The sequence below is a fragment of the Pseudomonas fluorescens genome, from assembly GCF_000730425.1.
GTDB lineage: Bacteria > Pseudomonadota > Gammaproteobacteria > Pseudomonadales > Pseudomonadaceae > Aquipseudomonas > Aquipseudomonas fluorescens_X.
On the sequence record NZ_CP008896.1, the window covers coordinates 4385228 to 4411310 of the forward strand.

General features: G+C 59.7%; 21 protein-coding genes. 5 read left to right on the plus strand and 16 right to left on the minus strand.

Going from position 1 to position 26083, the window contains the following annotated elements; genetic code table 11:
* The 5 genes from HZ99_RS19620 to HZ99_RS19640 form a co-directional block, all read right to left on the minus strand.
* Complete coding sequence (locus HZ99_RS19620) at positions 1-2478, minus strand: fimbria/pilus outer membrane usher protein (RefSeq protein ID WP_235205605.1); 2478 nt, start codon at positions 2476-2478, stop codon at positions 1-3.
* A 74-nt stretch (positions 2479-2552) separates the two neighbouring features.
* Positions 2553-3320: a molecular chaperone gene (locus HZ99_RS19625; protein WP_038445386.1), complete on the minus strand. Its 768-nt coding sequence runs from the start codon at positions 3318-3320 to the stop codon at positions 2553-2555.
* A gap of 20 nt (positions 3321-3340) precedes the next feature.
* Complete coding sequence (locus HZ99_RS19630; protein WP_038445388.1) at positions 3341-4105, minus strand: molecular chaperone; 765 nt, start codon at positions 4103-4105, stop codon at positions 3341-3343.
* Positions 4106-4159: 54 nt separating this feature from the next.
* The gene (locus HZ99_RS19635) at positions 4160-4741 is read right to left on the minus strand and encodes a fimbrial protein (protein ID WP_038445391.1); all 582 of its coding nucleotides are present in this window, start codon (positions 4739-4741) and stop codon (positions 4160-4162) included.
* A gap of 327 nt (positions 4742-5068) precedes the next feature.
* The gene (locus HZ99_RS19640) at positions 5069-5965 is read right to left on the minus strand and encodes a LysR family transcriptional regulator (protein WP_038445393.1); all 897 of its coding nucleotides are present in this window, start codon (positions 5963-5965) and stop codon (positions 5069-5071) included.
* Between the two features lie 97 nt (positions 5966-6062).
* On the opposite strand from HZ99_RS19640, the gene HZ99_RS19645 reads away from it, so the two are divergent.
* Together HZ99_RS19645 and HZ99_RS19650 are read left to right on the plus strand one after the other, a co-directional pair.
* On the plus strand, positions 6063-6476 hold the full coding sequence (locus HZ99_RS19645) for a VOC family protein (protein ID WP_038445397.1): 414 nt from the start codon (positions 6063-6065) through the stop codon (positions 6474-6476).
* A gap of 31 nt (positions 6477-6507) precedes the next feature.
* Positions 6508-7803, plus strand: a complete 1296-nt coding sequence (locus tag HZ99_RS19650) for a cation:dicarboxylate symporter family transporter (protein WP_080727732.1) — start codon at positions 6508-6510, stop codon at positions 7801-7803.
* 7 nt (positions 7804-7810) lie between these two features.
* Here HZ99_RS19650 and HZ99_RS19655 read toward each other — a convergent pair whose 3' ends face one another.
* The 10 genes from HZ99_RS19655 to HZ99_RS19700 all read right to left on the minus strand — a co-directional run bounded on the left by HZ99_RS19655 (position 7811) and on the right by HZ99_RS19700 (position 20728).
* Positions 7811-8437: a TetR/AcrR family transcriptional regulator gene (locus tag HZ99_RS19655; RefSeq protein WP_038445400.1), complete on the minus strand. Its 627-nt coding sequence runs from the start codon at positions 8435-8437 to the stop codon at positions 7811-7813.
* Positions 8438-8469: 32 nt separating this feature from the next.
* Positions 8470-10152 carry a class II poly(R)-hydroxyalkanoic acid synthase gene (phaC, locus tag HZ99_RS19660; protein ID WP_038445403.1) on the minus strand — a complete coding sequence of 561 codons (1683 nt, stop codon included), beginning with the start codon at positions 10150-10152 and terminating at the stop codon, positions 8470-8472.
* A 101-nt stretch (positions 10153-10253) separates the two neighbouring features.
* Positions 10254-11111, minus strand: coding sequence for a poly(3-hydroxyalkanoate) depolymerase (phaZ, locus tag HZ99_RS19665; protein WP_038448132.1), 858 nt, complete (start codon positions 11109-11111; stop codon positions 10254-10256).
* Between the two features lie 102 nt (positions 11112-11213).
* Positions 11214-12893: a class II poly(R)-hydroxyalkanoic acid synthase gene (phaC, locus tag HZ99_RS19670; protein ID WP_038445406.1), complete on the minus strand. Its 1680-nt coding sequence runs from the start codon at positions 12891-12893 to the stop codon at positions 11214-11216.
* A gap of 249 nt (positions 12894-13142) precedes the next feature.
* The gene (locus HZ99_RS19675) at positions 13143-13520 is read right to left on the minus strand and encodes a gamma-butyrobetaine hydroxylase-like domain-containing protein (RefSeq protein ID WP_038445409.1); all 378 of its coding nucleotides are present in this window, start codon (positions 13518-13520) and stop codon (positions 13143-13145) included.
* 162 nt (positions 13521-13682) lie between these two features.
* A complete protein-coding gene (gene hslU / locus HZ99_RS19680) occupies positions 13683-15020 on the minus strand; it encodes an ATP-dependent protease ATPase subunit HslU (RefSeq protein WP_038445413.1) in 1338 nt (445 codons plus the stop codon).
* Between the two features lie 38 nt (positions 15021-15058).
* A complete protein-coding gene (gene hslV / locus HZ99_RS19685; RefSeq protein WP_017738857.1) occupies positions 15059-15589 on the minus strand; it encodes an ATP-dependent protease subunit HslV in 531 nt (176 codons plus the stop codon).
* A gap of 256 nt (positions 15590-15845) precedes the next feature.
* On the minus strand, positions 15846-16547 hold the full coding sequence (locus HZ99_RS19690) for an SPOR domain-containing protein (protein ID WP_038445415.1): 702 nt from the start codon (positions 16545-16547) through the stop codon (positions 15846-15848).
* A gap of 1 nt (position 16548) precedes the next feature.
* The gene (gene argS / locus HZ99_RS19695) at positions 16549-18285 is read right to left on the minus strand and encodes an arginine--tRNA ligase (protein WP_038448133.1); all 1737 of its coding nucleotides are present in this window, start codon (positions 18283-18285) and stop codon (positions 16549-16551) included.
* 223 nt (positions 18286-18508) lie between these two features.
* Entirely contained in the window at positions 18509-20728 is a 2220-nt protein-coding gene (locus HZ99_RS19700; RefSeq protein ID WP_038445417.1) for a primosomal protein N', read from the minus strand.
* 202 nt (positions 20729-20930) lie between these two features.
* On the opposite strand from HZ99_RS19700, the gene rpmE reads away from it, so the two are divergent.
* The 3 genes from rpmE (at position 20931) to HZ99_RS19715 (ending at position 23434) form a co-directional block, all read left to right on the plus strand.
* Entirely contained in the window at positions 20931-21161 is a 231-nt protein-coding gene (gene rpmE / locus HZ99_RS19705) for a 50S ribosomal protein L31 (protein ID WP_029296053.1), read from the plus strand.
* 14 nt (positions 21162-21175) lie between these two features.
* Positions 21176-21982, plus strand: coding sequence for a thermonuclease family protein (locus tag HZ99_RS19710; RefSeq protein ID WP_038445419.1), 807 nt, complete (start codon positions 21176-21178; stop codon positions 21980-21982).
* A gap of 183 nt (positions 21983-22165) precedes the next feature.
* Positions 22166-23434, plus strand: a complete 1269-nt coding sequence (locus HZ99_RS19715; RefSeq protein ID WP_038445421.1) for a malic enzyme-like NAD(P)-binding protein — start codon at positions 22166-22168, stop codon at positions 23432-23434.
* A gap of 96 nt (positions 23435-23530) precedes the next feature.
* On the opposite strand, the gene HZ99_RS19720 is transcribed toward HZ99_RS19715, so the two are convergent.
* On the minus strand, positions 23531-25972 hold the full coding sequence (locus tag HZ99_RS19720) for a penicillin-binding protein 1A (protein WP_181883243.1): 2442 nt from the start codon (positions 25970-25972) through the stop codon (positions 23531-23533).
* Between the last annotated feature and the right edge of the window lie 111 nt (positions 25973-26083).

Genomic DNA, 26083 nt, shown 5'->3' on the forward strand with positions numbered 1-26083 from the left:
TCAGTGGGTTCTTGCATCGCCTGCACCTGCTTGTGCTGCGATAGCTGCGTCGGCGTGGCAGGTACCTGCATTCAGGTGATGCAAACGTGAAGCGCCTCCAGTGCCATGCTCCACATCCAGGTCGTAGTGGAGCTGGCACATGGCGCCAGTTTTGGAGCCCCACTTGACGGTCAACTGCCCTTGCTTGTCTGGCACGCGCACAAATGCCTTTCCGCCTTGCCCGACCATACCGACGTTGACGCCTTTCTCATCGAACATATCCGCGCCAAATGGCAGTGGGCTGCCATCTTCACGCACTGCCGTAATCATCAGGGCCTGCCCACTGACCGCGTCGAACCCCAGCATCACCACTGAACCCGCCCGAGGTGCCACGGTCTTTGCGGCCGTCTTGAGTTCCACGTCGACGGGCAGGTTCTTGGGGTCCAGTTCGACAACGTTCTTGCGGTATGGCGTGAGATGGGGCACCACGGCAAAACCGTTGCTCCCTACTTGCGAGCCTTGGCTACCGTTGACCTGTGCCCCCTGTGCGGCGGGTGCCTGGACGATGCCAAGGGTGTCTCCCAGTTCCGGGGCCAGGGTGACGCCACCGGGGTGGGCAACGATGCCTCCTGTCACACCCAGCGAAACCGAGCGGTATGCGTTGCTTTGGCCGTAACCTGCGAAAAGCACACCTTGGCTGGCCTGATACTTCACGTCGGCGCTGGCGGCGCTGCCATTTCCCGGGGAGCGGCTGGTACTGAGGCCGTAGCTGAACTGGCTGCGTTCGCCGGCGGTACCGCCCAGGCTGAGGCGTTCGCCGTGGCCCTGATCACCCTGGTAGGCCGATGCAGTGAGGGTCGGCGAACGGGCACCGCTGCCCAGTGGCATGCTCAAGGTCAGGTCGATTTGTTTGTCGATTTTGTCACTTAACAGGTCACGGATACGCTGGGCGCTGAGGGTGTAGTGAATGCCCTTCCAGGCGCTGCTATAGCCCGTGGTGAACGTCAGGTTGCCGCTCTTGCGGTTCCAGTAGTTTTGCGAGGATCCGGTCAGATAGACCGAACCATTGCTCAATTGCTGGTTGAGGCTGATGTCCATGCGGTCGTGAAGACGCGATACGTTATCGACGTTGAGGCCTTCTATGGCCAGATCGCGCAGTTGTGCTGCGTCACGCACGCTCAGGAAATCCTCCGTGGAATAACGGTATGCACCGAGGGCAAAGTGGGTGCCGGTATTGGTGAAGTTCTTGCTGTAGCGCAACTGCAAGCTTTGCCCCTGATGCGTGCCGTGTTTTGGTATGTGTGCGTTGGAGTTGGTCATGTCGAGCGACAGCGCGCCGAATGAGGTATTGAATGCCGCGCCGAACAGCTGTGAGCGGTAGTCATCGCCGACGACAAACCCGGTGTAGCCCGTGAGCAGATTGCTCAGACCCTGCTGGTAGGTCGCTTGCAGCAGGGTGGGCGGGTGCAGCAGGCCCACCTCATCCAGTTGCCCGGCACTCAATGAGTAGCGGTTGCGGCCAGGGCGCAGCAAGTGGGCATTGGCGGCGAATGGCACAATGAACTGCCGCTGGCGGCCATCGGCTTCAGTGACGGTCACGTTCAGGTCGCCTCCAAAGCCGGTGGGCGATAGGTCATCGAGCACAAACGGGCCAGGCGCTACGGAGAACTCGTCCAGGAGGATACCCCGTTGGCGCACGCTGACCCTGGCGTTGGTCTCCGCGACGCCCCGCACCACTGGCGCAAAACCGTTTTGGGAGTCGGCAAACATGCGCTCATCGCTGGTCAGGCTTGCCCCGCGCAAGCGGACACTGTCGAACAGTTCGCCAGGGGTATAGATCTCGCCTGCCATCAGCTGCGACTGCAATGTGCTCAGTTCGTGTTGCACATAGGTGGCGCTGCTTTGGTAGGTGGAGGTACCACTGGAGTAGCTGTAGCTGCCATTGTGCCGAAAGTGCCAGTCGCCGAGATTGAGCCCGCTGTTCAAGCCCAGGTAGCTGGACGTGAGCGAACGTCCGCCGGTCTGGGAAGTGAAGGTGTTGGCGTTGTAGCGTACAAAAGCCGCATTGACGCCGCTGTCCCATTGCCGGGGGTTGACGTATCCCCTTGCCTGGCGCGTCAGGTACAGCTGCGCGATTTGCAGGTGCAACTGGTTTTCAGCGGGATCGAAGCGAGCACTGGCGCCCGGTATGTAGTTGGCAATATCACCACAGATGGGGAACGGTGGTGCGGGATGGGTGAGGCTGCCCAGGTCGATGCCAACCGTGAGCAACATGTCATGCTCCAGGCACAGCTGCGCGGAGTCCTGGCCTTCGACTGCTGCAAAGGACAGGGTTTGATGCCCCATCCACTGCCCGTTTAGGTAGAGGTCTGAACGGTAGCTGCCGGGCAGGATCACGTTCCCCTGGTTGAACTTCGAAACATCGATTTGCAAGCCCCTGGCTCTATCTGGAAAAAATGCCGGGTCGAACTCGACATGCTCCACACCCAGCGCGGCCATCGCTTGAGCGCCGGTGAGCAGCAACAGCCGACTGACGGTCAGTTTCAGTGGGGTAAGGCGGCGCACTTGGAGGTTCATTGCGAAACACTGGCCTTGTGCGAAACCCTGGTTCCAAAATCGTCGAGGGTCTGGAACTCGACTGCCGTTGCTGTGTACGGTGCCGATTTCAGGCCGGGCAACAGCAAGCGCATGTGGCCATTGGGCTCGACCATGCTATCGGCACCCGATGTACTGGGGGCTCGGGTATGGCGCTGCCCTGCGGCGAGCATGTCGACTTGATCGAAACTTACGTAGTAGGGCGTTGGGTTGTAGAGCTCCAGCCCTTGACCCTGATCGGTCGAAAAGTGCCGCCATTGCAGCTTTGCAGGCGCCGCGTCTGGCGTGTAAGGCAGGTTGTGCGGGCGAAAAAAAACCTTGATCCGTGAACGAAAGGCCAACTGCAAGCGATTGCTCTGCTCCCCACTCACCTGCTGTGAGGGCACCTCCAGAACGTTGAGCCAGAAGAGGCTTTCGCGTTCTGGCGGCAAGGGCTCACCGGTATACGCCAGGCGGATAACCTGTTGTTGTTCTGGCTCCATGCGCAAGATCGGCGGTGTCGCGACGAAAGGGACATCACCCACTTGGGGTGTCGAGTTTTCGTCGCCGTTGTCCAGCCACACCTGGATCAGCACCGGTTTGTGGTTCTTGCTCTCAAGCCTTACGGTCACTTCCCTGTCATTTTGTGGGTAGATCACGCGGGTGCTGCTGATAATCACGCTGGCCTGCGCTGAAATGCAGGCCAGCAGTGTTATCACCAGAGCGATGATTTTCGCCAAGGGGCTTAAAACGCTGGAGGTGTTCATGTAACGGGTTGTCCGGGGTATTAAAGAATGAGGGGGACTGAGTGATGGACACGGGCACCAAAGTCGCTGACGACAGTAAATTCAACCCTCGCCCTGCCAGCGGGCCGGGCTTGCAACTCAGGCAGTGCAAACCATTTGATATCGCCGGCTGGCAGCAGCAGGCTGTCGTTGACATCTTTGTTCACGGCCTTTTTGAAACGTCTGCCTTTGCTCAGTAAGTCCACCGCGGCGAGAGAGAGGTGGTACGGCGTCGGGTTTGTGACTTGCAAGGCATGACCGGTGCCATGAGGTACCAGTTTCCACTGCAGTTTCGAGACCGCATTGTCGATCGGGTAGGGCAAATCCTGTGGTCGCAGGAACACGCGCAAACGCGTACGGAAAGACAATTGGATCTGGTTCTTTTGCGTGGCCTCGGTAGGCGACGGTGGTATTTCCAGAACATTCAACCAGAACAGGCTCTCGCGATCGGATGGGACCGGTGCGCCGGAGTAGCGCAGGCGCAAAGCCTGTTGCTGCTCAGGTTCAATACGAAAAATAGGCGGCGTCAGCGTAAACGGTGCCTGGCTCTTGGCGGGTGTCGATTGCCGGTCTCCGGCATCCAGCCAGGCCTGGACGAGTGTCGGACGGCTGCCCTTGTTCTCCAGGCGCACGATGACTTCCTGCTGCTCTGCGTAATAAACCACACGGGTGCCGTGAATGATGATGCCGGCATCGCAGGGCGGCGTCCGCAGCACGAACAGTACGAAAGCACCACAGGTAAGCGCGAAACGGGCCATGCTTTTCATCGTCCGGGCTCCGTTCTGGGCAAGGTTGAAATGACCTTGCGCAGTGAATGTCCCTCAGTCGGCGTACTCAACCATGAAGCCAACCCGGGTCTTGATCGTGCCTTCGCTGGCGGGACCTGTGGCGTAGATTTGCGCAGCCAGTGAAATCACTGCCTGGTTTTCGGCGATGACCACGCCTGCTGACTTCTCGGTGTAGAGGTGGATCGGGCTGCCATCGCGGTTGGTCACTTCGACCTGGATGTTTTTGGCGGCGGTGGTGTCGGCCGGGTCGTTGTAGCCATCAATGTTCAAACGTCCAGTCGCGACGTCAATCGCCGGGCTGGTGGGGTCGAACGCGACCATGGCGGTGCGCCCATTGGTGCAACCGCCTTCGCCTGGCCCGCCAATGCGAATGCTGAACCCGGTCAGGTTGGCCCGCTCGCCCGCAGTCGTCAGGCGCGAAGCCGAGACCCCGCCCAGCCTTACATCCTTGACCACGGCGCCGGTACCGGGAGCCGAGCCTTCGATGGTGCAGGTCACATCGGTTACCAGGCCGCTGAAATTGATGACACCGTCGTTGCTGGCCAATGCCGGCAGTGATACTGCGAGGGTCAAGGCCAGGGAAGCTGCGAGGGTGGGCCGAGAAATGATCTTCATAAATGTAATCCGTTGCTGCATGTAGGTCGTACGTGATGGTCCGCTCGGTTGCACCAGGAACTCTGCTTGCAAGGCAAAGCTCAGTGAGCACGAGGCTTGATGATCAGTGGTCAAATCTGTTGGCCATGAAAATCATGACTGAATGTTACGAGGCTTTTTCAGCGCGTTAAGTCAGACTGAGCCGATATGGTCTGTGGGAAACTTCCTGAATGCTTTCGTCCACGTTGTGCCGAGCTGGCAAAACTTGCTTGTTTCGGACAAAAAAATGCCCGACCTGCAAAGGTCGAGCGTTTTTTTGGCCGTTTGAAAACCAGCAATGTTGTGCGTCTAGTGGGCTGATTCGCCTGGGGGCTTGGGTTCGCGGCAGGTCTGCATCAGCAGGTTCTTGAGCAGCTTTAAGGCTTGGGGGCGTCTCGGGACGGATCGGTAAAGAAGGACCACATCTCGTTGATAGTCGTTCGTGTGGCTTGCCGGTGTTGCATAGACATCATCGGTCTTCAACCCGGCCCATGCTGGCACCAGGGATACGCCCATGCCTTTGGCGACCATCAGGGAGATCGCCTCCAAGGCATCCAGGTTGCACAGCACATCGGGTCGCAATTGATGGTCTTGAAGGTACTGTTGGGCGATCTGGCCACCCCAGGCATTGGTGTCATAGCTGATCAACGGGTGCGAGAGAATGGTCGACGCGATTTCGGATTGTTCGACAGGCACTTTTGTAAGCAGCATCAGGGACTCCCGCCGCAAAATTTCCAGGCGCAGGGTCTTGGGCAGGGCAAAAGGGGGGCGCACCATAATGCCAGCGTCCAGCTCTGCGGAGACGACCTGTTCATAAAGGTTGCGCGAGTCGCCAGGTGTGATCCGCAGTCGTAACAGTGGGGCAGCGACCAGCAACTGTTCCATGACCTCTGGCAGGATTCCGGTCAATGCCGTGGATACGGCGCCCAGCCGGAGATCGCCGGACAGGCCGCCCGCATCCAGTTCATCGTGTAGTTGCGCGCAGCCCTGTATCAGGGCACGAATGCTCGGCAAGAGTACAAGGCACTGCTCGGAAGGGCCGACGGAATGGGCTGCACGATTGAGCAATTCGCATGAAAGAGAGCGTTCAAGCGCCTGGATACGCTGGCTGATCGCGGGGGCGGTAAGGTTTTCCCTGCGGGCTGCTGCGGCGATTGAGCCTGTCTCGATGACGGCAATCAAACTTTCGAGAAATCTGATGTCCATAAGAATCCCTTTCGCTGAGAGATATGTAATACGTTTTTTTATAATGATGCTACGTCGTTACTCTTGACTCGTCATTATAAAAACAAGGGTATGCCACATGCAGTCAATCTTTCATATTGCCTATCATGTTACCGATCTTGATGCGGCAAGAGCCTTCTATGGTGGCGTCTTGGGGTGTGAAGAAGGGCGGAGCACAGAAACATGGGTCGACTTTAATTTCTTTGGTCATCAGATTTCACTGCACTTGGGCGAGCCGTTCAAAACTACCCGTACCGGTAAAGTCGGTGATCACATGGTATTGATGCCACATATAGGTTTGGTTCTATGCCTGGATGATTGGCTGTTGCTGGCTGATCGCCTGGAGGCTGAGGGAGTTGTATTTGAAATTCCGCCCGTTATTCGCTTTTTTGGAGAGGTGGGTGAGCAACGTACGATGTTTTTTCTGGACCCAAGTGGGAATCCCATTGAGATAAAAGGCTTCAACAGCTTTGGCAATATATTTGCAAGTTGAATGCTGTCCAAAAATAATAATAGGAGGACATATGAATATCCTAAAAAGAACCAGCCTGGTGATGCGAATTCTTATTGGCCTTTTACTCGGTATTGCTGTTGGTGCCTTGCTGAATATCTATCCGGAGTACCGCGCCTGGATGATCGGAAATATACTTCAACCTGCCGGTGATATTTTTATCAAAATGATGAAGATGATCGTTGCGCCGCTTGTCTTTGCCTGTATGGTCGGTGCGATTGCTGGAAGTGCTGATGGCAAAGCGATAGGGCGAATTGGTGTCAAGGCATTGTTCTATTTCTTTGTGGTCACGGGCATTGCGATTTTATGCGGGTTGGTCATCGGCAACATTTCGCAGCCAGGTGTCGGGGCAAACATCACCAGTCTTGCATCCACACAGCCGCTTTCTTTGCCATCTGCATCAAGTAGTGCGGGGCTTGGTCAGGTCATATTGAACATTATTCCCGAGAACATTGTGGAGGCGTTGGCTCAAGGAAAGTTATTGCCGGTCTTGTTCTTCGCCGTCATTTTTGGCGTGGGGCTGGGAGCTCTTGAGAAGGAAAAGAAGGCGCCTTTGATCGCAGTAGTCAATGGTGTGTCGGCGGCCATGTTCAAAGTTACTCATATTGTGATGCACTACTCGCCGATCGGGATTTTCGGGCTTATTGGTGTCACTGTCGCAAACTTTGGATTCACCTCATTGCTCCCGTTGGCGAAATTGATCCTGGTGACATACATCGCCGTGATTTTCTTTGCTGTGGTTGTCTTGGGTGGAATCGCCAAAGCTGTGGGTATTAATATTTTTTCGCTGATCAAGGCTATCAAGGATGAGTTGATCCTGGCTTTCAGTACGGCAAGCTCGGCTACAGTCATGCCGCAATTGATAGAGAAAATGGAAATTTATGGGGCTCCTCGCTCGATTACAACCCTGGTAATACCCGCAGGGTATTCATTCAACCTAGATGGGGCTTCGCTTTTTGTCGGTATTGGAACGCTTTTCATTGCCCAGCTTTATGGAATTCCGCTGGGGTTCGCTGATCAGGCGATGCTGGTACTTATTATGGTGTTGACTTCAAAAGGTGCTGCCGGTGTTCCCGGTTTTATGTTTGTCATTTTAACGGCGACACTGACAAGTGCGGGTCTGCCGCTTGAGGGTATTGCGTTTATCGCCGGCGTATACCGTCTGATGGATATGCCAATCACCGCCCTTAATGTATTAGGCAACGCGTTAGCGCCTCTTGTAATTGCCAAGTGGGAAAAACAATATCGTAAAGTTGCAACAGGAGCAGATGACGAGGTAACCCCGTCAGCGTTGATTGCCGATTCGTAAGTCGAGGCTATAAGGGCTCTGTGTCGTCCAGATAGCGTAGTGCAAAGCGCTCGGTTGCCGAGCGCGCGGGCATCAACAGGTGCGGCGCCACCAGCATCATCACTTGATACACCACCACCCGCACCTCGGCCTCGCGATCAAGAATCCGCTGGTAATCCAGGGAAAACAGCAGGGTCATGGTGATCTGCTCTACCAATTGTCCCAGTGCCTGGGTATCGCTGACCAGTTGCCCCTCGGTCTTGAGCCGTGCCAACAGCGAGGCCAGGGTGCGCTTGAGCGCGGTCAACAGGTTGCGAATGCCTTTGGCGAGCTTGGGCAGTCGCCCGGCCAGGTTCGACAGATCCTGGAACAGGAACCGATAGTGCGCCATGCGCTCGACGATCAAGTGCAGGAACAGCCAGTAATCCTCCGGTGCCAACTGCACATCCGACGGTGGGTCGAGCAGCGGGGTCAACTCTCCCTGGAAACGCTCGAACAGCCCCAGTACCAGGGGCTCCTTGCCATGGAAATGGTAGTAGAGGTTGCCGGGGCTGATCCCCATTTCATTGGCCACCTCCATGGTTGAAACATTTGGCTCGCCCTTTTGGTTGAACAGCAGCAGGGCACATTCAAGGATACGGTCGCGGGTTTTCATCCAGTCTTCTTAGGTATCAATAAGCCAGGGGTTCAGCGAACTCGCACATAGGTGCCGGGCGCCGCTTCCATCGGTGGGTAGTTCTGGTTGCCCAGGGCCGTCAGGGTCTCGCGCTGCACGCCGGAGCGTTGCTGGATCCACGCAAGCCACTGCGGCCACCAACTGCCCTCGATGTGGCTGGCGTCGTAGTACCAGGCGCGTGGGTCACTGCTCAGCTTGAGGTTTTCGACGAAGTTGGCCTTGGGGTTGCCTGGCGGGTTGAGGATGCTTTGGATATGGCCACTGTTGGACAGCACGAAGCGTTTGTCTCCACCCAGCAGCAAGGTCGAACGGTAGACCGCGTCCCACGGCGTGATGTGATCGTTGATCCCGGCCACGCTGAAACTGTCGACCGTGACTTTCTGCAAATCGACGGGGGTGCCGCAGACTTCCAGGCCACCAGGATGGCTCAGCGGGTTGTGCTTGAAGAAGTCCAGCAGATCGCCATGCAGGGCCGCCGGCAGGCGGGTGTTGTCGTTGTTCCAGTACAGGATGTCGAACGCCGGCGGCTCCTTGCCCAGCAAGTAGTTGTTGATCCAGTAGTTCCAGATCAGGTCATTGGGGCGCATCCAGGCGAAGACCTTGGCCATGTCCCGGCCATCCAGCACCCCTTGCTGGTAGGAGCGACGCTTGGCGGCCTCCAGGGTCTGTTCGTCGGCAAACAGCGTGGCGGGGCTGTCGATCTGGCTGTCCAGCAGGCTTACCAGGTACGTGGCACTGGCGACACGGCGCTGCTGGCGCTTGGCTTGCAGGTGGCCTTGCAGGGCGGCGATGGTCAGGCCACCGGCGCAGGCGCCCATCAGGTTCACTTCACGGGCGCCGCTGATCGCCCGGCAAATGTTCAAGGCTTCTTCCAACGCCGCCACGTAGGTGGACAGCCCCCACTCACGATGGCGCACGTCCGGGTTGCGCCAACTGACCATAAATACCTGCAGGCCGTTTTTCAGGGCGTACTGCACGAAGCTGTTGGTGGGGCTCAGGTCGAAAATGTAGTACTTGTTGATCTGCGGCGGCACCACCAGCAGCGGCTTGGCGTACTGTTTTTCGCTCATGGGCTTGTACTGGATCAACTCCAGCAGCTCATTGCGAAACACCACCGAGCCGGGGGTGGTAGCCACGGTCTTGCCGACTTCGAAGGCTTGCTTGGTGACTTGGCGCGGCAGGCCATTGTTATGCAGTAGGTCGTCGAACAGGTTGCCCATGCCGCGTACCACACTGTGACCGCCGGAGTTGAGCAGCTCTTTGATTGCCAATGGGTTGAGCAGGGTGTTGGACGGCGACACTGCATCGTTGAGCAGCGAGAAGGCAAAGTGTGCCCGTGCGCGGTCGTCGTCGCTCAGGCTGCTGTCGTCAATCCAGTGCCGGGCCTGTTTCTGCCAGCTCAAGTACGCTTGCAGGCTGCGCCGGTACAGCGGGTTCAGTTTCCAGGTGGGGTCGGCAAAGCGGCTGTCGCGGGGGTTGGGTTCATGCACGGTTTCGCCCAGTAGTACCCGGCCCAACTGGCCACCGAGCGCCAGGGCATGCCGGGCGCTGTGCAGCGGGTTGCGCAGCCCATGGGCGGCGACGCTGCGCAGGGTCGCCAACAGGTCCCGGCCGCGCAGGCCGGTGATTGCGCTTTGTGCATTGATGAACGCGGCGGGTGTGGGCGCCGGAACGTTTACGGGTCTGTCACGCATGGGTCAACACTCCTTCGTCAATTCGCCAACAAGCACGCCAATTCAGAACCATAGTCGGTTCTGGCCAAGTTGCCCGTAGGGTCGTCCTGACCCGGTACCGCTCAGGTATTGCTAAAGGGCGCCGGCTGCGGATGGATCACCGCACGCAAGCGTTCCTCCTGGAGAAACTTCATGATGATCGGTGCCACTGCTTCGGCCCGGGTGATCAGGAACAGGTGGCCGTCATCAATGATGTGCAACTGCGCGTTGGGAATGCGCCAGGCCAGCATGCGCATGTTGACCAGCGGGATCAGCGGGTCGTCGTCGCCGGCCAGCACCAGGGTTGGCTGCTTGATCTTGTGCAGCCAGTGAATGCTGGTCCAGCCCAGGCCTGCGAACAATTGCCAGTAGTAACCCAGTTTGCCCGCCGAGCGCACTTTGCTCGCGTGCTCGGCAGCCAGTTTCGAGTCCCGGCGGAACGAGCCGCCATAGATCATTGGCGCAATACGCACCACATGGGATGGTTGGATGTAACGCCGGGGGCTGGCCATCAACCACAGTACTTTCGGCTTGCCCGGCACCATGAAGGCGCCGGCCGCGGTGGCGGCGAGGATCAATTTTTTGCAGCGCTCCGGGTAGTCGTAGGCAAACTGCTGCGCCAGGGCACCGCCCCACGAAACCCCGACGGCATTGACCTGGCCATAGTCCAGGTAATCGAGCATGCGCGCGGTGAGCTTGGCCAGGCCGGGAAAGCGGTAGGGGTGGCTGGGTGTCGATGATCCGCCGACACCGGGCACGTCGAAGGCAATCACTTCCAGGTCCGGGTCCAGGGCCTGGACGAACGGGAACACCAGCTCAAGGTTGGCGCCGATGCCGTTGAAAATCAGCAGTGGCGTCAAGTGAGACTTGCCCGGTCGTACCGCCGTGCGGATGGTCTGGCCATCCAGGTCGATGGTACGGAAGATGAACGGTTGCGGCATGCTCAAGCCCTGTGAAGTTTTACTGCTGGAATGCGGCCAATGTAGGAGCTGGCTTGCCTGCTCCCACATTTGATCTCATTTCAATCACACAACAGTGTGGTCTTACCGCTCGTGAACGTATGTCCCTGGTGCAGCTTCCGCCGCAACGTAGGCTTTGTTACCCAAGCTTGTAGGTGACTTCTTTAATTTGCCCGCGCGCTCTCCCAACCAGCCCTGCCAGTGCAGCCACCATGAGTCGGTATGCTTGGTGGCGTTTTCCTGCCAGTCCAGCGCTTTCTCGCCCATGCTTTCGCTGGTCTGGTAACGCGCCTTCGGATTGCCGGGCGGGTTGAGGATGCTCTGGATATGCCCGCTGCTGGACAGCACGAACTCGACCTTGCCGCCAAACAACTGCGCCGACTTGTAGCAGGACTGCCACGGCGTGATGTGGTCGTTGGTGCCTGCCAGCGAGTAGATATCGGCTGTCACCTGCTTGAGATCGATTGGTGTACCGCACACTTCCAGGGCATTGGCTCGCACCAGCGGATTATTCTTGAACAGTTCGATCAGATCGCCATGGAAGGCCGCCGGAAGGCGCGTGGTGTCGTTGTTCCAGAACAGGATATCGAACACCGGCGGTTCATTGCCCAGCAGGTAGTTGTTGACCCAGTAATTCCAGATCAGATCATTGGGGCGCATCCAGGCGAACACCTTGGCCATGTCCCGGCCTTCCAGCACGCCAGCTTGATAGGAGTGGCGCTTGGCCGCTTCCAGGGTCTGCTCGTCGACGAACAGGGCCACCTGGGTGTCGAGGGTGGTGTCCAGCACGCTCACCAGCAACGTCAGGGCGTTGACTTTCTTCTCGCCCAGCGCCGCATAGTGACCCAGCAGCGCGGTGCAGGTGATACCACCGGAGCAAGCCCCCAGCATGTTGACGTCCTTGCTGCCGGTAATGGCCGTCACCACGTCGACCGCCTCTTTCAGCGCTTCGATATAGGTCGACAGGCCCCATTCACGCTGGGCCTTGGTGGGGTTGCGCCAACTGACGATAAAGGTCTGCTGGTTATTGCGCAGGCAGAAGCGCGCCAGACTCTTGTCCGGGCTCAGGTCGAACACATAAAACTTATTGATCTGCGGCGGCACCACCAGCAGCGGGCGCTCGTGGACCTGTTCGGTGATCGGCTTGTATTGGATCAGCTCCAGCACGTCGTTGCGAAACACCACCGCGCCTTCGCTGGTGCCCAGGCTCTTGCCCACTTCAAAGGCGCCCATATTTACCTGGCTCGGCATGCCGCCGTTATGGACCAGGTCCTTGGCAAGGTGCGAAAGCCCGTCCAGCAGGCTCTTGCCACCAGTTTCGAAAAAGCGTTTGACGGCGGCCGGGTTGGCGGCACTGTTGGTCGGTGCCATGGCTTCGGTCATGAGGTTGATGACAAAGTGCCCGCGGCTGATGTCCTGTTCCGACAGATTGCTGTCACCGATCCAGTCGTGCAGCTCCTTGCGCCACGCCAGATAGGTTTGCAGATAGCGTTTGTAGAGCGGGTTCTGGCTCCACGCCGGGTCGTTGAAGCGACGGTCATCGCTTTCGGGGGCAAGCTCGGATTTGCCGAACACCACATTCTTCAATTCGACGCCAAAGTGGGCGACGTGCTTGACGCTGTGCAACGGTTGCTTGATGGCCTGGGTCAGCACCATCCGCGCAGAAGCCAGTAAATCCTTTTTCCGTAACGCGATGATCGGGTTCAGCCCCAAGGTGTTTTCCGAGGCCTGGCGTTTCAAGTCATCGTTATTCTTATTACTCATCTACGACGCTCCATTGTCCGAAAGACGAATACCGGGTACCGCTGTGCCCCCACTAGAGAGGCACAACACAAGCCTGGTACTGCTGCTCGGGTGACCGTTGATACCGCATCGTCAAATGCAGGGAACTTGCCAATTCCATTGGTTACCCGAGTTTTATTTAATGCGCAAGCGGGCCAATCGTTGACCACACGACAGGGCATTCAAGCAGATGAAATTAGAAAATGCCCACTAATGAGCAAGAGGCTTGAGTTAGAGCATCAGCTTGACGACGGACTGGCTCGGGTCACGGGTTTTTCCGGCCGCCTTGAGTTCGGCAAGATAATCGGCCCACAGCTCGTCCTGACGTACGGCGAGTTGGTAGAGGTAGTCCCAGGTGAACAGCCCGCTGTCATGACCGTCGTCGAAGGTCAATTTCAGTGCGTACTGCCCGGCAGGTTCGATCTTGGTCAGGCCGACATTCAGCTTGCCGAATTGCAAGATCGGATTGCCGTGGCCCTGGACCTCGGCGGAAGGCGAGTGTACCCGCAGCAGTTCGGCACCCAAGTGATAGACCTCGTCCGGGCCGTAGGTCAGTGACAGGGTCTTGGAGGCTTTGTGCAGGTTGATGGCGGTGGGGATTTTAGACATTGGGGGAACCGCTCATGGATGATCCTGAAGGAACCGGTTTTAAAATGTGGGAGCGGGCTTGCTCGCGAATGCGGTGGGTCAGTCACAGTTGCATAAACTGACCCACCGCATTCGCGAGCAAGCCCGCTCCCACATTAAAGCAGAGCGGTTCCTGTGTGAGGCTTACAGGATATAACGAGACAAGTCTTCGTTCTGCGCCAATTCGCCCAGGTGGTTGTTGACGTAGTCGGCGTCGATCTTGATCGCTTCGCCGTTCTGCGCGCCGGCCATGTCACCGGCGCTGAAGGAAACTTCTTCCAGCAGGCGCTCAAGCAAGGTATGCAGACGACGGGCACCAATGTTCTCGGTCTTCTCGTTGACCTGCCAGGCAATCTCCGCCAGGCGCTTGATACCGTCCGGCTGGAACTCGATAGCCAGGCCTTCGGTTTTCAGCAGCTCACGGTATTGCTCGGTGAGCGAGGCGTGCGGTTCGCTGAGAATGCGCTCGAAGTCGCCAGGGGTCAGCGCCTTGAGTTCCACGCGAATCGGCAGGCGGCCTTGCAGCTCCGGCACCAGGTCGCTTGGCTTGCTCAGGTGGAATGCACCGGACGCGATAAACAGGATGTGGTCAGTCTTGACCATCCCCAGCTTGGTATTCACCGTGCAGCCTTCGATCAGCGGCAACAGGTCGCGCTGCACGCCTTCGCGGGATACGTCGACGCCGCCGGAATTGCCGCGCTTGGCCACCTTGTCGATCTCGTCGATAAACACGATGCCGTGCTGCTCGACCGCTTCCAGGGCCTTGGCCTTGAGTTCCTCCTCGTTGACCAGGCGCCCGGCCTCTTCGTCACGCACCAGCTTGAGCGCGTCCTTGACCTTGAGCTTGCGGCTTTTCTTCTTGCCCTTGCCCATGTTGGCGAACAGGTTCTGCAGCTGGCTGGTCATTTCTTCCATGCCCGGCGGGGCGGAGATATCGACGCCGGATGTTTCGGCGACTTCGATCTCGATTTCCTTGTCGTCGAGTTGACCTTCACGCAGGCGCTTGCGGAACAACTGGCGGGTGTTGGAATCCTGGGCCGGTGCCGAGTCTTCATTGAAACCCGCGCGTGCCGGTGGCAGCAGGGCGTCGAGGATGCGTTCTTCAGCAGCGTCTTCAGCGCGATGGCTGACCTTGGTCACCTCCTGCTCGCGCAGCATCTTCAGGGCGGCGTCGGCCAGATCACGGATGATCGACTCGACGTCACGGCCCACATAGCCGACTTCGGTGAATTTGGTCGCTTCGACCTTGATAAACGGCGCGTTGGCCAGCTTGGCCAGGCGGCGGGCGATTTCAGTCTTGCCGACACCGGTCGGGCCGATCATCAGGATGTTCTTGGGGGTTACTTCAACGCGCAACTCTTCGGGCAGTTGCATCCGGCGCCAGCGGTTACGCAGGGCGATGGCAACGGCGCGCTTGGCATCGTCCTGGCCGATGATGTGGCGATTGAGTTCGTGGACGATTTCGCGGGGAGTCATGGACATAGTGGTGTGTGGTCCTCAAGCAGGAAAAAGCCGACGGCTTACTCCGCGAGGTCCTGCTCCTCAATGGTCAGGTTGTGGTTGGTGAACACGCAGATATCGCCGGCGATACCCAGGGCGGTCTCGACGATTTCCCGTGCCGACAGGTCGGTTTTTTTCAACAAGGCGCTGGCTGCGGCCTGGGCATAGCCACCACCGGAACCCATGGCGATCAGGCCGTTCTCGGGCTCAACCACGTCACCGTTGCCGGTGATGATCAGGGACGCGTCTTTATTGGCGACAGCGAGCATGGCTTCGAGGCGGCTGAGGGAGCGGTCGGTTCGCCACTCCTTGGCCAGTTCGACAGCGGCGCGAACCAGGTGGCCCTGGTGTTTTTCCAGTTGGCCTTCAAAGCGTTCAAACAAGGTAAAGGCGTCAGCGGTCGCACCTGCAAAGCCGGCGAGGACCTGGCCGTGGTACAGGCGGCGCACTTTTTTGGCGTTGCCTTTCATCACGGTATTGCCAAGGGAAACCTGGCCGTCGCCGCCCATGACGACTTTGCCGTGGCGACGAACTGAAACGATGGTGGTCAAGGGGAGAGTCTCCACGCTGCGGGGCGAAAATGCCCTGATGGAACTCATATGGGGGTGGTGGGGGAGATTTCAACCGTAGGAAGAGTCTGCGGATGAGTGGTGGCTTGCGCTCTGGCATGCCCTTGCGAACACCACAAAACCAAATGTGGGAGCTGGCTTGCCTGCGATAGCGGTGCACCAGTCACTGAAACTATTGACTGATACACCGCTATCGCAGGCAAGCCAGCTCCCACATTTGATTCGTGTTGGTTGTGGTTCAGCGGCTCTGGCGTTGTTGTAACAACAGGTTGCTAAAGCCTGCGCCGGCCAGTTGTTTCTGCGCCACGGTCAGTTGTTCACGGTTGCTGAACGGCCCGACCAAGACGCGATACCAGGTCGCTTCCTTCACGGTCCCGGACTCCACTGTCACCGTCTGCCCCAGCAGGATGATCTGTGCCCGCACCCGGTCTGCATCGGCCTGCTTGGGGAACGAGCCCGCTTGCAGGAAGAACTTGGTCACCGGTGCCGCCTTGGTCGTGGCGACCGGCGGTGCCGGCGGCGGGGTAATCCCGGCCAGTGCCGCCTGGGCCCGCGCGGTGTCGATCTTTGCTGCTTCCGCTGGGGTTACCGGGGTGGTCGGCACTTGCGGCGTCGGCAGGGTTTTTTCCGGCACGGCTTCTTGCGGCACGATCACTTCCGATTCCGGCAGCAGCGTGTAGAAGTCGTACTTCGGCTTCACCGGTGCGGTCGGGCTTGGCGGTGTCTTGTTCGCTTCGGCGATCTTGCTGGCCTTCTGCTGTTCCTGCTTGACCCGCTTGACGTCTTCGCCCTGGCCCGGCTCCAGTTTCATCAGGAACACGATAAACGCACCGACCGACAGGCCGATGGCCAGCCACATCCAGCCTGGAATCGGTTGTTTTGCCGGTGCCTGGTAGCGGCTGGCGCCGCGCTTGGGTGCAGGTTTTTTCTTGGCTGCCAACTTACATGCGCTCCAGAGTTTCCAGGCCCAACAGTTCCAGGCCTTGCTTGAGGGTCCGTCCAGCCAGTGCGGCGAGGCGCAGGCGGCTTTGCTTTTGCGTTTCGTCGTCGGCGCTCAGGATCGGGCAGTTTTCGTAGAAACTGGAGAACAATCCGGCGACTTCATACAGGTAGGTGCACAGAATATGCGGTGTACCTTTCTCGCCCACGCTGTTGAGCACTTCGCTGAATTGCGCGAGCTTGGCGGCCAGGTCGTGTTCTTGTGGTGCTTGCAGGATGATCTGGCCGTCGACTTCGCTGAAATCCTTGCCCAGCTTGCGGAACACGCCCGCTACACGGGTATAGGCATACAGCAGGTACGGCGCGGTGTTGCCTTCGAAGTTGAGCATCAGCTCGAAGTTGAAGCTGTAGTCGCTGGTACGGTGCTTGGACAGGTCGGCGTATTTCACCGCACCGATCCCCACCACCCGGGCGATATTGCGCAGGTCGGCTTCGGCCAACTCCGGGTTTTTTTCCTTCACCAGGTTGTAGGCACGTTCCTGGGCTTCGTTCAACAGGTCGATCAGCTTCACGGTGCCGCCGTCGCGGGTCTTGAACGGACGGCCATCGGCGCCGTTCATGGTGCCGAAGCCCATATGCTCCATGTGCATCGGATGGGTAACGAACCCGGCACGACGTGCCACCTCGAACACTTGCTGGAAGTGCAGGGCCTGGCGCTGGTCGACGAAATACAGGGCACGATCGGCTTTCAGTACGCCGCTGCGGTAGCGCACGGCCGCCAGGTCGGTGGTGGCATACAGATAGCCGCCGTCAGCCTTGACGATGATCACGGGCAGCGGCTCGCCGTCGGCGGTCTTGAATTCGTCGAGGAACACGCACTGGGCGCCGTTGCTCTCAACCAGCAGGCCCTTGGCCTTGAGGTCGTTGACCACATTGATCAGGTCGTCGTTGTAGGCACTTTCGCCCATGACGTCGGCCATGGTCAGCTTGACGTTCAGCAACTCATAGATTTTCTGGCAGTGGGACAGGGAAATATCGCGAAAGCGTGCCCACAGCTCCAGGCATTCCTTGTCGCCGGCCTGCAGCTTGACCACCAGGCCACGGGCGCGGTTGGCGAACTCCTCGGACTCGTCAAAGCGCTTTTTGGCGGCGCGGTAGAAGTTTTCCAGGTCCGACAGCTCATTGCTGGTGATTGGGTTCTCTTGCAGGTACGCCATCAACATGCCGAACTGGGTGCCCCAGTCGCCCACGTGGTTCTGGCGGATCACGGTGTCGCCGAGAAACTCCAGGACCCGCGCCACGCCGTCGCCAATGATGGTCGAGCGCAGGTGGCCGACGTGCATTTCCTTGGCCAGGTTGGGTGCCGACAGGTCGATGGCCACACGCTGCACGGGGCCGGCCTTGCGCACGCCGATCCTGGCGTCGGCCAGGGCTGCGTCCAGGCGCGAAGCCAGGGCCTGGGTGTTCTGGAAAATATTGATAAAGCCGGGGCCGGCGATTTCGGCCTTGCTGACCTGTGGGTCGGCCGGCAGTGCAGCAATGATTTTCTCCGCGAGGTCACGGGGTTTCATGCCGGCTGGCTTGGCCAGCATCATCGCGATGTTGCTGGCGAAGTCGCCGTGGGTCTTGTCTCGAGAGTTTTCCACCTGGATCGCCGGCGTCAGGCCTTCAGGCAACACACCTTCGTTGACGAGTTGGGTGAGGGCTTGTTGGATCAACTGGCGAATTGTGTCTTTCATGGTGTTCTCTTTCGACCGCAAGCGGCGGCGCGCAATGCGCAGGTGGAAAAACTGGACATTATCCGGTGCGAGGGCGGGCTTGCCAACCATTCAGACCGGTTGGCGGACCTGCGGGCCCACATTCCCTTGTAGGAGCCGGCTTGCCGGCGATAGTGGCCTCAAGTGCAGCAGGGAGTCCGGGGGCCTCATCGCCGGCAAGCTGGCTCCTACATTGGGAGGTGCGTCAGTACAAATCGACCGGATCGACATCCAACGACCATCGCACCTGCCGTCCGCTGGGCATTTGCTCCAGAGCAAGTAACCAGCTACTTAATAGCCGATGCAGCGGTGCACGAGCGGTGGCTTGCAAGAGTAGCTGCGCGCGATAACGTCCGGCGCGGCGTTCCATCGGTGCTGGCACCGGGCCCAGCAACTCGATGCCGCTCAGACCCAGTTCACCGAGCAAACGTTCAGCCACGCTGCAGGCCTCATCCAGAAAACCTTCGGCCTGCCCCGGTTTATGGGCCTCGGCGCGCAACAGCGCCAGGTGCGCAAAGGGTGGCAGGCCGGCTGCGCGACGTTCGCTCAAGGCCTGTTCGGCGAAGGCAAAATAGCCTTGTTCTGTCAGTTGAATCAGCAATGGATGGTCGGCCAGGTGGGTCTGGATGATCACTCGGCCAGGCTCCTCGGCACGCCCGGCGCGGCCAGCAACCTGCACGATCAACTGCGCCATGCGTTCGCTGGCGCGAAAGTCGCCGGAGAACAGCCCGCCGTCGGCATCCAGGATCGAGACCAGGGTCACACGTGGAAAGTGGTGCCCTTTGGCAAGCATTTGCGTGCCTACCAAAATGCACGGCTGGCCTTTCTGGATGGTGGCGAACAGTTGGTTCATGGCGTCCTTGCGCGACGTACTGTCGCGGTCTACGCGCAGTACCGGGAAGTCCGGGAACAGAATCCCCAGGCGCTCCTCGGCGCGTTCGGTGCCCGCGCCTACTGGCCGCAGGTCGACTTTGCCGCACTGCGGGCAATGACGCGGGACCCGCTCCACATGGCCGCAGTGATGGCAGCGCAATTCGGCGGAGCGCTGGTGCACGGTCATCCGCGCATCGCAGCGGTTGCACTCGGACATCCAGCCACAGTCGTGGCACAGCAGTGTCGGCGCAAAGCCCCGGCGATTGAGGAACACCAGCACTTGCTGGCCGGCCGCCAGGGTCTGGCCGATGGCCTGTTGCATCGGCCCGGAAATGCCGCTGTCGAGTGGGCGACTTTTTACATCCAGGCGCAGGAAGCGCGGTTGTTTGGCCCCGCCCGCCCGTTCGTTCAGGCGCAGCAGGCCGTAGCGTCCGGTGTACGCGTTATGCAGGCTTTCCAGGGAGGGCGTGGCCGAGCCCAGCACAATCGGAATGTTTTCCTGGCGTGCGCGCACCAGGGCCAGGTCGCGGGCGTGGTAGCGCAGGCCTTCCTGCTGTTTGTAGGAGCCGTCGTGTTCTTCGTCGATGATGATCAGGCCGGGGTTTTTCATCGGCGTGAACAGGGCCGAGCGGGTACCGATAATAATGTCGGCCTCGCCGTCCCGGGCGGCCAGCCAGGATTCCAGGCGCTCGCGGTCATTGACGGCCGAATGCACCAGGGCGATCCGCGCATTGAAGCGTTGTTCGAAGCGCGCCAGGGTCTGGGGGCCGAGGTTAATCTCGGGGATCAGCACCAGGGCCTGCTTGCCGGCTTCCAGGGTTTCGCGGATCAATTGCAAATAGACTTCGGTCTTGCCGCTGCCGGTGACGCCGGCCAGCAGGAATGCGTGGAAGCTGTCGGCGCTGGCGCTGATGGCCTCGAACGCGGCGCGCTGTTCCGGGTTCAGCGGCAGCTCCGGTTGGGCCAGCCAGTGTTCATGGCGCTCGCCGGGGGCGTGGCGGCGGATTTCCACCTGCACCAGGTCCTTGGCCAGCAGCAGGTCGAGGCTGTCCTTGCTCAACATCAGTTTGCTCAGCAGTGGGTGAGCAACGCCATGGGGGTGCTGCGCCAGTGTGGCCAGGACCTCGCGCTGGCGTGGGGCGCGGGCGATACGTGGGTCGTCCAGGCGTGCACCGGGCGTTATCGACCAGAAGCGCTCCTGGCGGGTCTCGGCCAGCTCGCCCTGGCGCAACAGCACCGGCAATGCCCAGCTCAACGTATCGCCCAGGCTGTGCTGGTAATACTGGGAAGTCCACAGGCACAGCTTGAACAGCGACGCCGGCAGCGGCGGCGTGGCGTCCAGGATGGCCAGGGCCGGCTTGAGCTTTTCTGGTGGCACTTCGCTATGATCCGCCACTTCGATCAGGATCCCGATCATCTCCCGTCGGCCGAACGGCACGCGTACGCGCATCCCCGGCTGCAACTGCGACCGCACCACGCCCGCGGGTGCCCGATAGTCGAACAGGCGGCGCAGGGGCGAGGGCAGGGCGAGGCGCAAAATGGCGTCGGGCACGCGGGAGGTTCTCATATGGCAGGCGGTGAAGAAGGGCGCGAGCCTAGCAGACCCGCAGGGGAGTGTCCTGCCACAGTTTCTGATGAAAGGGGGTACGGCGGCGCTTGCGTGATTAAAAAGCTCTGGTAGAATCCGCGGCCTAATTACGTGCGGTATTCGACAATAGTGTCGAGTGGCGGCACGCTAGCCTGAGGAAGACACCATGAAAGCCGATATCCATCCAGCGTACGAAACCATCCAAGTTACTTGCAGCTGCGGCAACAAGTTCGAAACCCGTTCGAACCTGTGCAAGCCACTGGGTACTGACGTATGCAACGAGTGCCACCCGTTCTACACCGGTAAGCAGAAGACTCTGGATACTGGCGGCCGTGTACAGCGCTTCGCAGACCGTTTCGGTGCTTTCGGCAAGAAAGCTCCAGCTGCTGCAGAGTAAGGTTCAAGAGCCTGATGGGCTTTTACCTGCTGATAAGAAAGGCGTCCCTTGTGGGCGCCTTTTTTGTGCCCGCGATTTGGCTGTCGACTGCCCAGGCCGAGGTGTTTTGCCCTGCGCCAACTACCGTCGGCACCTTCGAGGTGCAGCGCGTGGTGGATGGCGATACCGTCCGTCTCAAGGACGGTCGCAGCGTGCGGATGATTGGTGTCAATGCCCCGGAGACCGGCAAGAAAGGCCGCCCGGACGAGCCATTCGCCGTGGCTGCGCGCCAACGCCTGCAAGGGTTGGTGGATGCCAGTGGTGGTCGGGTCGGGGTGGTGCCGGGTCGTGAGGGCAAGGACCGTTACGGGCGGACCCTGGCCCATCTTTATGGGGCAAACGGCGCGAACCTTGAGGCCCAGTTGCTCGCCGAGGGGCTCGGGTTCCTGGTGGCAGTGGTGCCCAATGTCGATCTGGTCGCCTGCCAGCAAGCCGCCGAGCGCAGTGCGCGGGCGGCAAGACTGGGCCTGTGGCGCCAGTCACCGGTACAGAAAGCCACGCAAATCCAGCGGTCGGGCTTTGCCGTGGTCAGTGGCCGCGTAAGCAAGGTGGAGCGCAATCGTGGCGGGATCTGGATCGAATTGCAGGATTCCCTGGTATTACGGGTTGCACCCAATCTTGTCGGGCAATTCGATAACGCCCTGCTCAAGCGCCTGCAAGGCCAGGATATCGAGGCCCGTGGCTGGGTGCTGGACCGCTCCCGGCGTGGGGGGTTGAAAAGTGGCCAGGCACGCTGGCTGCTCCCGTTGACCGATCCCGGCATGCTGCAAATGGCACAATAAGAAAAAATTGTAGACATTTTTTCTGTCGATTGTGAACAGTTGCAGGCCTTGTATCCCGTGGCTCTTGGCCGAAAGTCGTAGGGTAGGGCCCTTGACACCTGTGACTGCTCAGTCTTGTAGGGACTTTGCGAGGCGAGTATCCTCGGCGATCCGTCGTCCAACAGTAAAAAGCGGAATGCCGATATGTCTGATTTGAAAACTGCCGCTCTCGAATATCATGCCCATCCTCGTCCAGGAAAGCTGAGTGTCGAGCTCACCAAAGCCACTGCTACCGCACGCGACCTGTCGCTGGCGTACAGCCCCGGTGTAGCCGAGCCCGTGCGTGAAATCGCCCGCGATCCTGAACTGGCCTACAAATACACCGGCAAGGGCAATCTGGTTGCAGTGATTTCTGATGGCACCGCAATTCTCGGCCTGGGTAACCTCGGCCCATTGGCTTCCAAGCCAGTGATGGAAGGCAAGGGGGTACTGTTCAAGCGCTTTGCCGGCATCGACGTATTCGACATCGAAGTCGACTCCGAAAGCCCACAAGCCTTCATCGACACCGTCAAGCGCATCTCCATCACCTTCGGTGGCATCAACCTGGAAGACATTAAGGCACCTGAGTGCTTCGAGATCGAAAAGGCCCTGATCGAACAGTGCGACATCCCGGTATTCCACGATGACCAGCACGGCACTGCGATCGTGACCGCCGCTGGCATGATCAACGCCCTGGAAATCGCTGGCAAAACCCTGTCCGACGCGAAGATCGTCTGCCTGGGCGCTGGTGCTGCCGCCATCTCGTGCATGAAGCTGATCGTGAGCATGGGCGCCCGTCTTGAAAACATCTACATGGTCGACAGCAAGGGCGTGATCCAGTCCGAGCGTACCGACCTGAACCAGTACAAGGCGATGTTTGCCCATCCGTCCTCCAAGCGCACCCTGGCTGACGCGCTTGACGGTGCTGACGTGTTCGTCGGCCTGTCCGGCCCGAACCTGCTGAGCGCCGAAGGCCTGAAGTCCATGGCGGCCAACCCGATCGTGTTCGCCTGCTCGAACCCCGATCCGGAAATCGCCCCGGAACTGGCTCACAGCACCCGTAACGACGTGATCATGGCCACTGGCCGTTCGGATTACCCGAACCAGGTCAACAACGTACTGGGCTTCCCGTTCATCTTCCGTGGCGCCCTGGACGTTCGTGCCAAGCGCATCAACGAAGAGATGAAAGTGGCCGCTGCCAACGCCCTGCGTGAACTGGCCAAGCTGCCAGTGCCACAGGACGTTTGCGACGCCTACGGTGGTGCCAAGCTGGAGTTCGGCCGTGAGTACATCATCCCCAAACCTATGGACAAGCGCCTGATCACCGTGATCTCCGATGCCGTGGCCAAGGCCGCCATCGAGACAGGTGTTGCTACCCTGCCGTATCCGAAAAACTACCCGCTCAAAAGCGTGGATGATGTGTTCAACGGCTAAGCCGTTGTAGCGCACCAACAAAAAGCCCCGGCTCTTGCGAGTCGGGGCTTTTTTGTGGCTGCACACATAACTCCTTGTGGGAGCGGGCTGTGTTCATCAGAACAGGTCGATCGGCGCCGATTCATCCGCCGGTAGCGGGCTACCCGGTGCCACACCATTGCCCAGCTCATTCATCGACGGCGGCGTGTCTTCGCTCTTGAACAGTTCAAAGTACGCATTCGGTGTGCCGGGTGCGGCGGCGCGGCCACTGATCGGGTCGATGCGTAGGCTGAGGATGCCTTCCGGCTCGGCCTGGGTGTGGGCTGGCTTGTCCTTGAGGGCGCCGCCCATGTAGCTCATCCAGATCGGCAGCGCGACGGTGCCGCCGTATTCGCGGCGACCGAGGCTTTCCGGCTGGTCGTAGCCCGTCCAGACAGTGGTGATGTAGTCGGCGTTGTAGCCGGAGAACCACGCATCCTTGGATTCGTTGGTGGTGCCGGTCTTGCCTGCCAGGTCCGTGCGGCCCAAGGCCAGGGCACGGCGGCCGGTGCCGCGCTTGATCACGTCCTGCAGCATGCTGGTGAGGATGTAGGTGGTACGCCCGTCAACCACGCGCTCTGCCACTGCCGGGGTTGGTGGGGCAGTTGCCGCATCGGTAGGTGCGGCACCAGGTGCCGGCTCGATGGTGATACCGCCGTTGGCGGGGGCGGCCAGGCCATCGCTGGCGGCGACGGTGTTGGGCACGCTCGGCGGGTTGGCGACGAACAGTGTGTCACCGTTGCGGCTCTCGATCTTGTCGATCAGGTACGGCGTGACCTTGTAGCCGCCGTTGGCGAACACGCTCCAGCCGGTGGCGATTTCCATTGGCGTGAGGGTCGCGGTGCCCAGGGCCAGGGACAGGTTTGGCGGCAGGTCCTGCTTGTTGAAGCCGAAGCGGGTCATGTAGTCGATGGTCTTGCCCACGCCCATCGCCTGCAGCAAGCGGATCGACACCAGGTTGCGCGACTTGTACAGCGCCTCGCGCACGCGGATCGGGCCGAGGAAGGTGTTGGTGTCGTTCTTCGGGCGCCAGACCTTGTCCAGGTACTCGTCGACAAACACGATAGGCGCATCGTTGACCAGGCTGGCGGCGGTGTAGCCGTTATCCAGCGCGGCGCTGTAGACGAATGGCTTGAAGCTGGAGCCCGGCTGGCGCTTGGCCTGGGTGGCGCGGTTGTAGTTGCTCTGCTCGAAGGCGAAACCACCGACCAGGGCGCGGATCGCACCGTTCTGCGGGTCCAGGGAGACCAGTGCGCCCTGGGCGACCGGGACCTGGCTGAATTTCAGGCTGTCGTCCTTCTGGCGCTGCACGCGGATCAGGTCGCCGACCTGAGCCACATCCGACGGCTGCTTGGGCATCGGCCCCATGCTGTTGGTATTCAGGAAGGGGCGGGCCCATTTCATGCTGTCCCACGGCACATGCTCTTCACCGCTGCGGGTCAGGACTTGCACGCCATCTTTTTTCACCTGGGTGACGATGGCCGGATCCAGGCCACTGATGGAGCGCTGCTTGCCCAGTTCGACGGTCCAGGCGCTCAGGGTCTTGCCCGGCAGGCGCGATTCCGGCCCGCGATAACCATGGCGCTGGTCGTAGGTGATCAGGCCTTCATGCACCGCGTGGTTGGCGATTTCCTGCAAATTGCTCGGAATGGTCGTCGTGACGCGGAAACCTTCGGTGTAGGCGTCGCTGCCGTAGCGGCCAACCATTTCGGCGCGGGCCATCTCGGCGATATAGGGTGCGCTGACTTCTGGCGTCGGCACGTGGTAGCTGGCGTTCAGCGGTTCGGCCACTGCCGCTTCATAGGCGTTCTGGTCAATCTTGCCCAGCTTGTACATCCGCCCCAGGATCCAGTCGCGACGCTCCTTGCTGCGGGCCGGGTTGGCCAGCGGGTTGAAGCGCGAAGGCGCCTTGGGCAGGCCGGCAATCATTGCCATTTGTGCCAGGCTGGCATCGCGAATCGACTTGCCGTAGTACACCTGGGACGCCGCCTCGATCCCGTAGGCACGGTTGCCCAGGTAGATCTTGTTGACGTACAGCTCAAGGATTTCATCCTTGGTCAGTTGGCGTTCGATCTGCAGCGCCAGGAGGATTTCCGTGGCCTTGCGCGAGAAGCTGCGTTCGCTGGTCAGGAAGAAGTTCTTCGCTACCTGCATGGTGATGGTGCTGCCACCCGATTGGATGTGTCCGCTTTTTACCAACTGCGTGGCCGCACGCACCAGGCTGCTGGGGTCCACGCCGTAGTGGTTGGCAAAGTTATCGTCTTCGGCTGACAGCAGGGCATTGATGAAATTGGGTGGGATGTCGGCGAAACGGATCGGGGTACGGCGCATTTCGCCAAACTCCGCGATCAGCTTTTCATCGCTGCTGTAGACCCGCAAAGGAATCTGCAACTGGATACTTCTCAGGGCCTCTACCGAGGGCAATCCCGGGCTAAGGTAGAGATAGGCGCCGCTGAACACGAGCAGCAGCCCGCAAACGATAGCGACGAAGGAGTATCCGAGAAACTTCAGCAGACGAATCAAGGCTTTTGGATTTCCAGAGAAAAGAATGAGTTAAGTGTCGGGATAGGCATGACTAAGGTTGTATCGACCCGACCTGCAGATAAAAAGCGGGAAAAAACGCTGGGCATT

Excerpts from the sequence above, each read along its gene's own strand:
- HZ99_RS19645 (WP_038445397.1), top strand. The coding sequence starts at position 6,063 with ATGCAGTCAATCTTTCATATTGCCTATCATGTTACCGATCTTGATGCG.
- HZ99_RS19620 (WP_235205605.1), bottom strand. The coding sequence starts at position 2,478 with ATGGCCGCGCTGGGTGTGGAGCATGTCGAGTTCGACCCGGCATTTTTT.
- HZ99_RS19635 (WP_038445391.1), bottom strand. The coding sequence starts at position 4,741 with ATGAAGATCATTTCTCGGCCCACCCTCGCAGCTTCCCTGGCCTTGACC.
- phaC (WP_038445403.1), bottom strand. The coding sequence starts at position 10,152 with ATGCGTGACAGACCCGTAAACGTTCCGGCGCCCACACCCGCCGCGTTC.
- HZ99_RS19640 (WP_038445393.1), bottom strand. The coding sequence starts at position 5,965 with ATGGACATCAGATTTCTCGAAAGTTTGATTGCCGTCATCGAGACAGGC.
- rpmE (WP_029296053.1), top strand. The coding sequence starts at position 20,931 with ATGAAAGCCGATATCCATCCAGCGTACGAAACCATCCAAGTTACTTGC.
- HZ99_RS19710 (WP_038445419.1), top strand. The coding sequence starts at position 21,176 with ATGGGCTTTTACCTGCTGATAAGAAAGGCGTCCCTTGTGGGCGCCTTT.
- HZ99_RS19625 (WP_038445386.1), bottom strand. The coding sequence starts at position 3,320 with ATGAACACCTCCAGCGTTTTAAGCCCCTTGGCGAAAATCATCGCTCTG.
- HZ99_RS19650 (WP_080727732.1), top strand. The coding sequence starts at position 6,508 with ATGAATATCCTAAAAAGAACCAGCCTGGTGATGCGAATTCTTATTGGC.
- argS (WP_038448133.1), bottom strand. The coding sequence starts at position 18,285 with ATGAAAGACACAATTCGCCAGTTGATCCAACAAGCCCTCACCCAACTC.
- phaZ (WP_038448132.1), bottom strand. The coding sequence starts at position 11,111 with ATGCCGCAACCGTTCATCTTCCGTACCATCGACCTGGATGGCCAGACC.
- HZ99_RS19715 (WP_038445421.1), top strand. The coding sequence starts at position 22,166 with ATGTCTGATTTGAAAACTGCCGCTCTCGAATATCATGCCCATCCTCGT.
- hslU (WP_038445413.1), bottom strand. The coding sequence starts at position 15,020 with ATGTCCATGACTCCCCGCGAAATCGTCCACGAACTCAATCGCCACATC.
- HZ99_RS19655 (WP_038445400.1), bottom strand. The coding sequence starts at position 8,437 with ATGAAAACCCGCGACCGTATCCTTGAATGTGCCCTGCTGCTGTTCAAC.
- HZ99_RS19630 (WP_038445388.1), bottom strand. The coding sequence starts at position 4,105 with ATGAAAAGCATGGCCCGTTTCGCGCTTACCTGTGGTGCTTTCGTACTG.
- HZ99_RS19675 (WP_038445409.1), bottom strand. The coding sequence starts at position 13,520 with ATGTCTAAAATCCCCACCGCCATCAACCTGCACAAAGCCTCCAAGACC.
- phaC (WP_038445406.1), bottom strand. The coding sequence starts at position 12,893 with ATGAGTAATAAGAATAACGATGACTTGAAACGCCAGGCCTCGGAAAAC.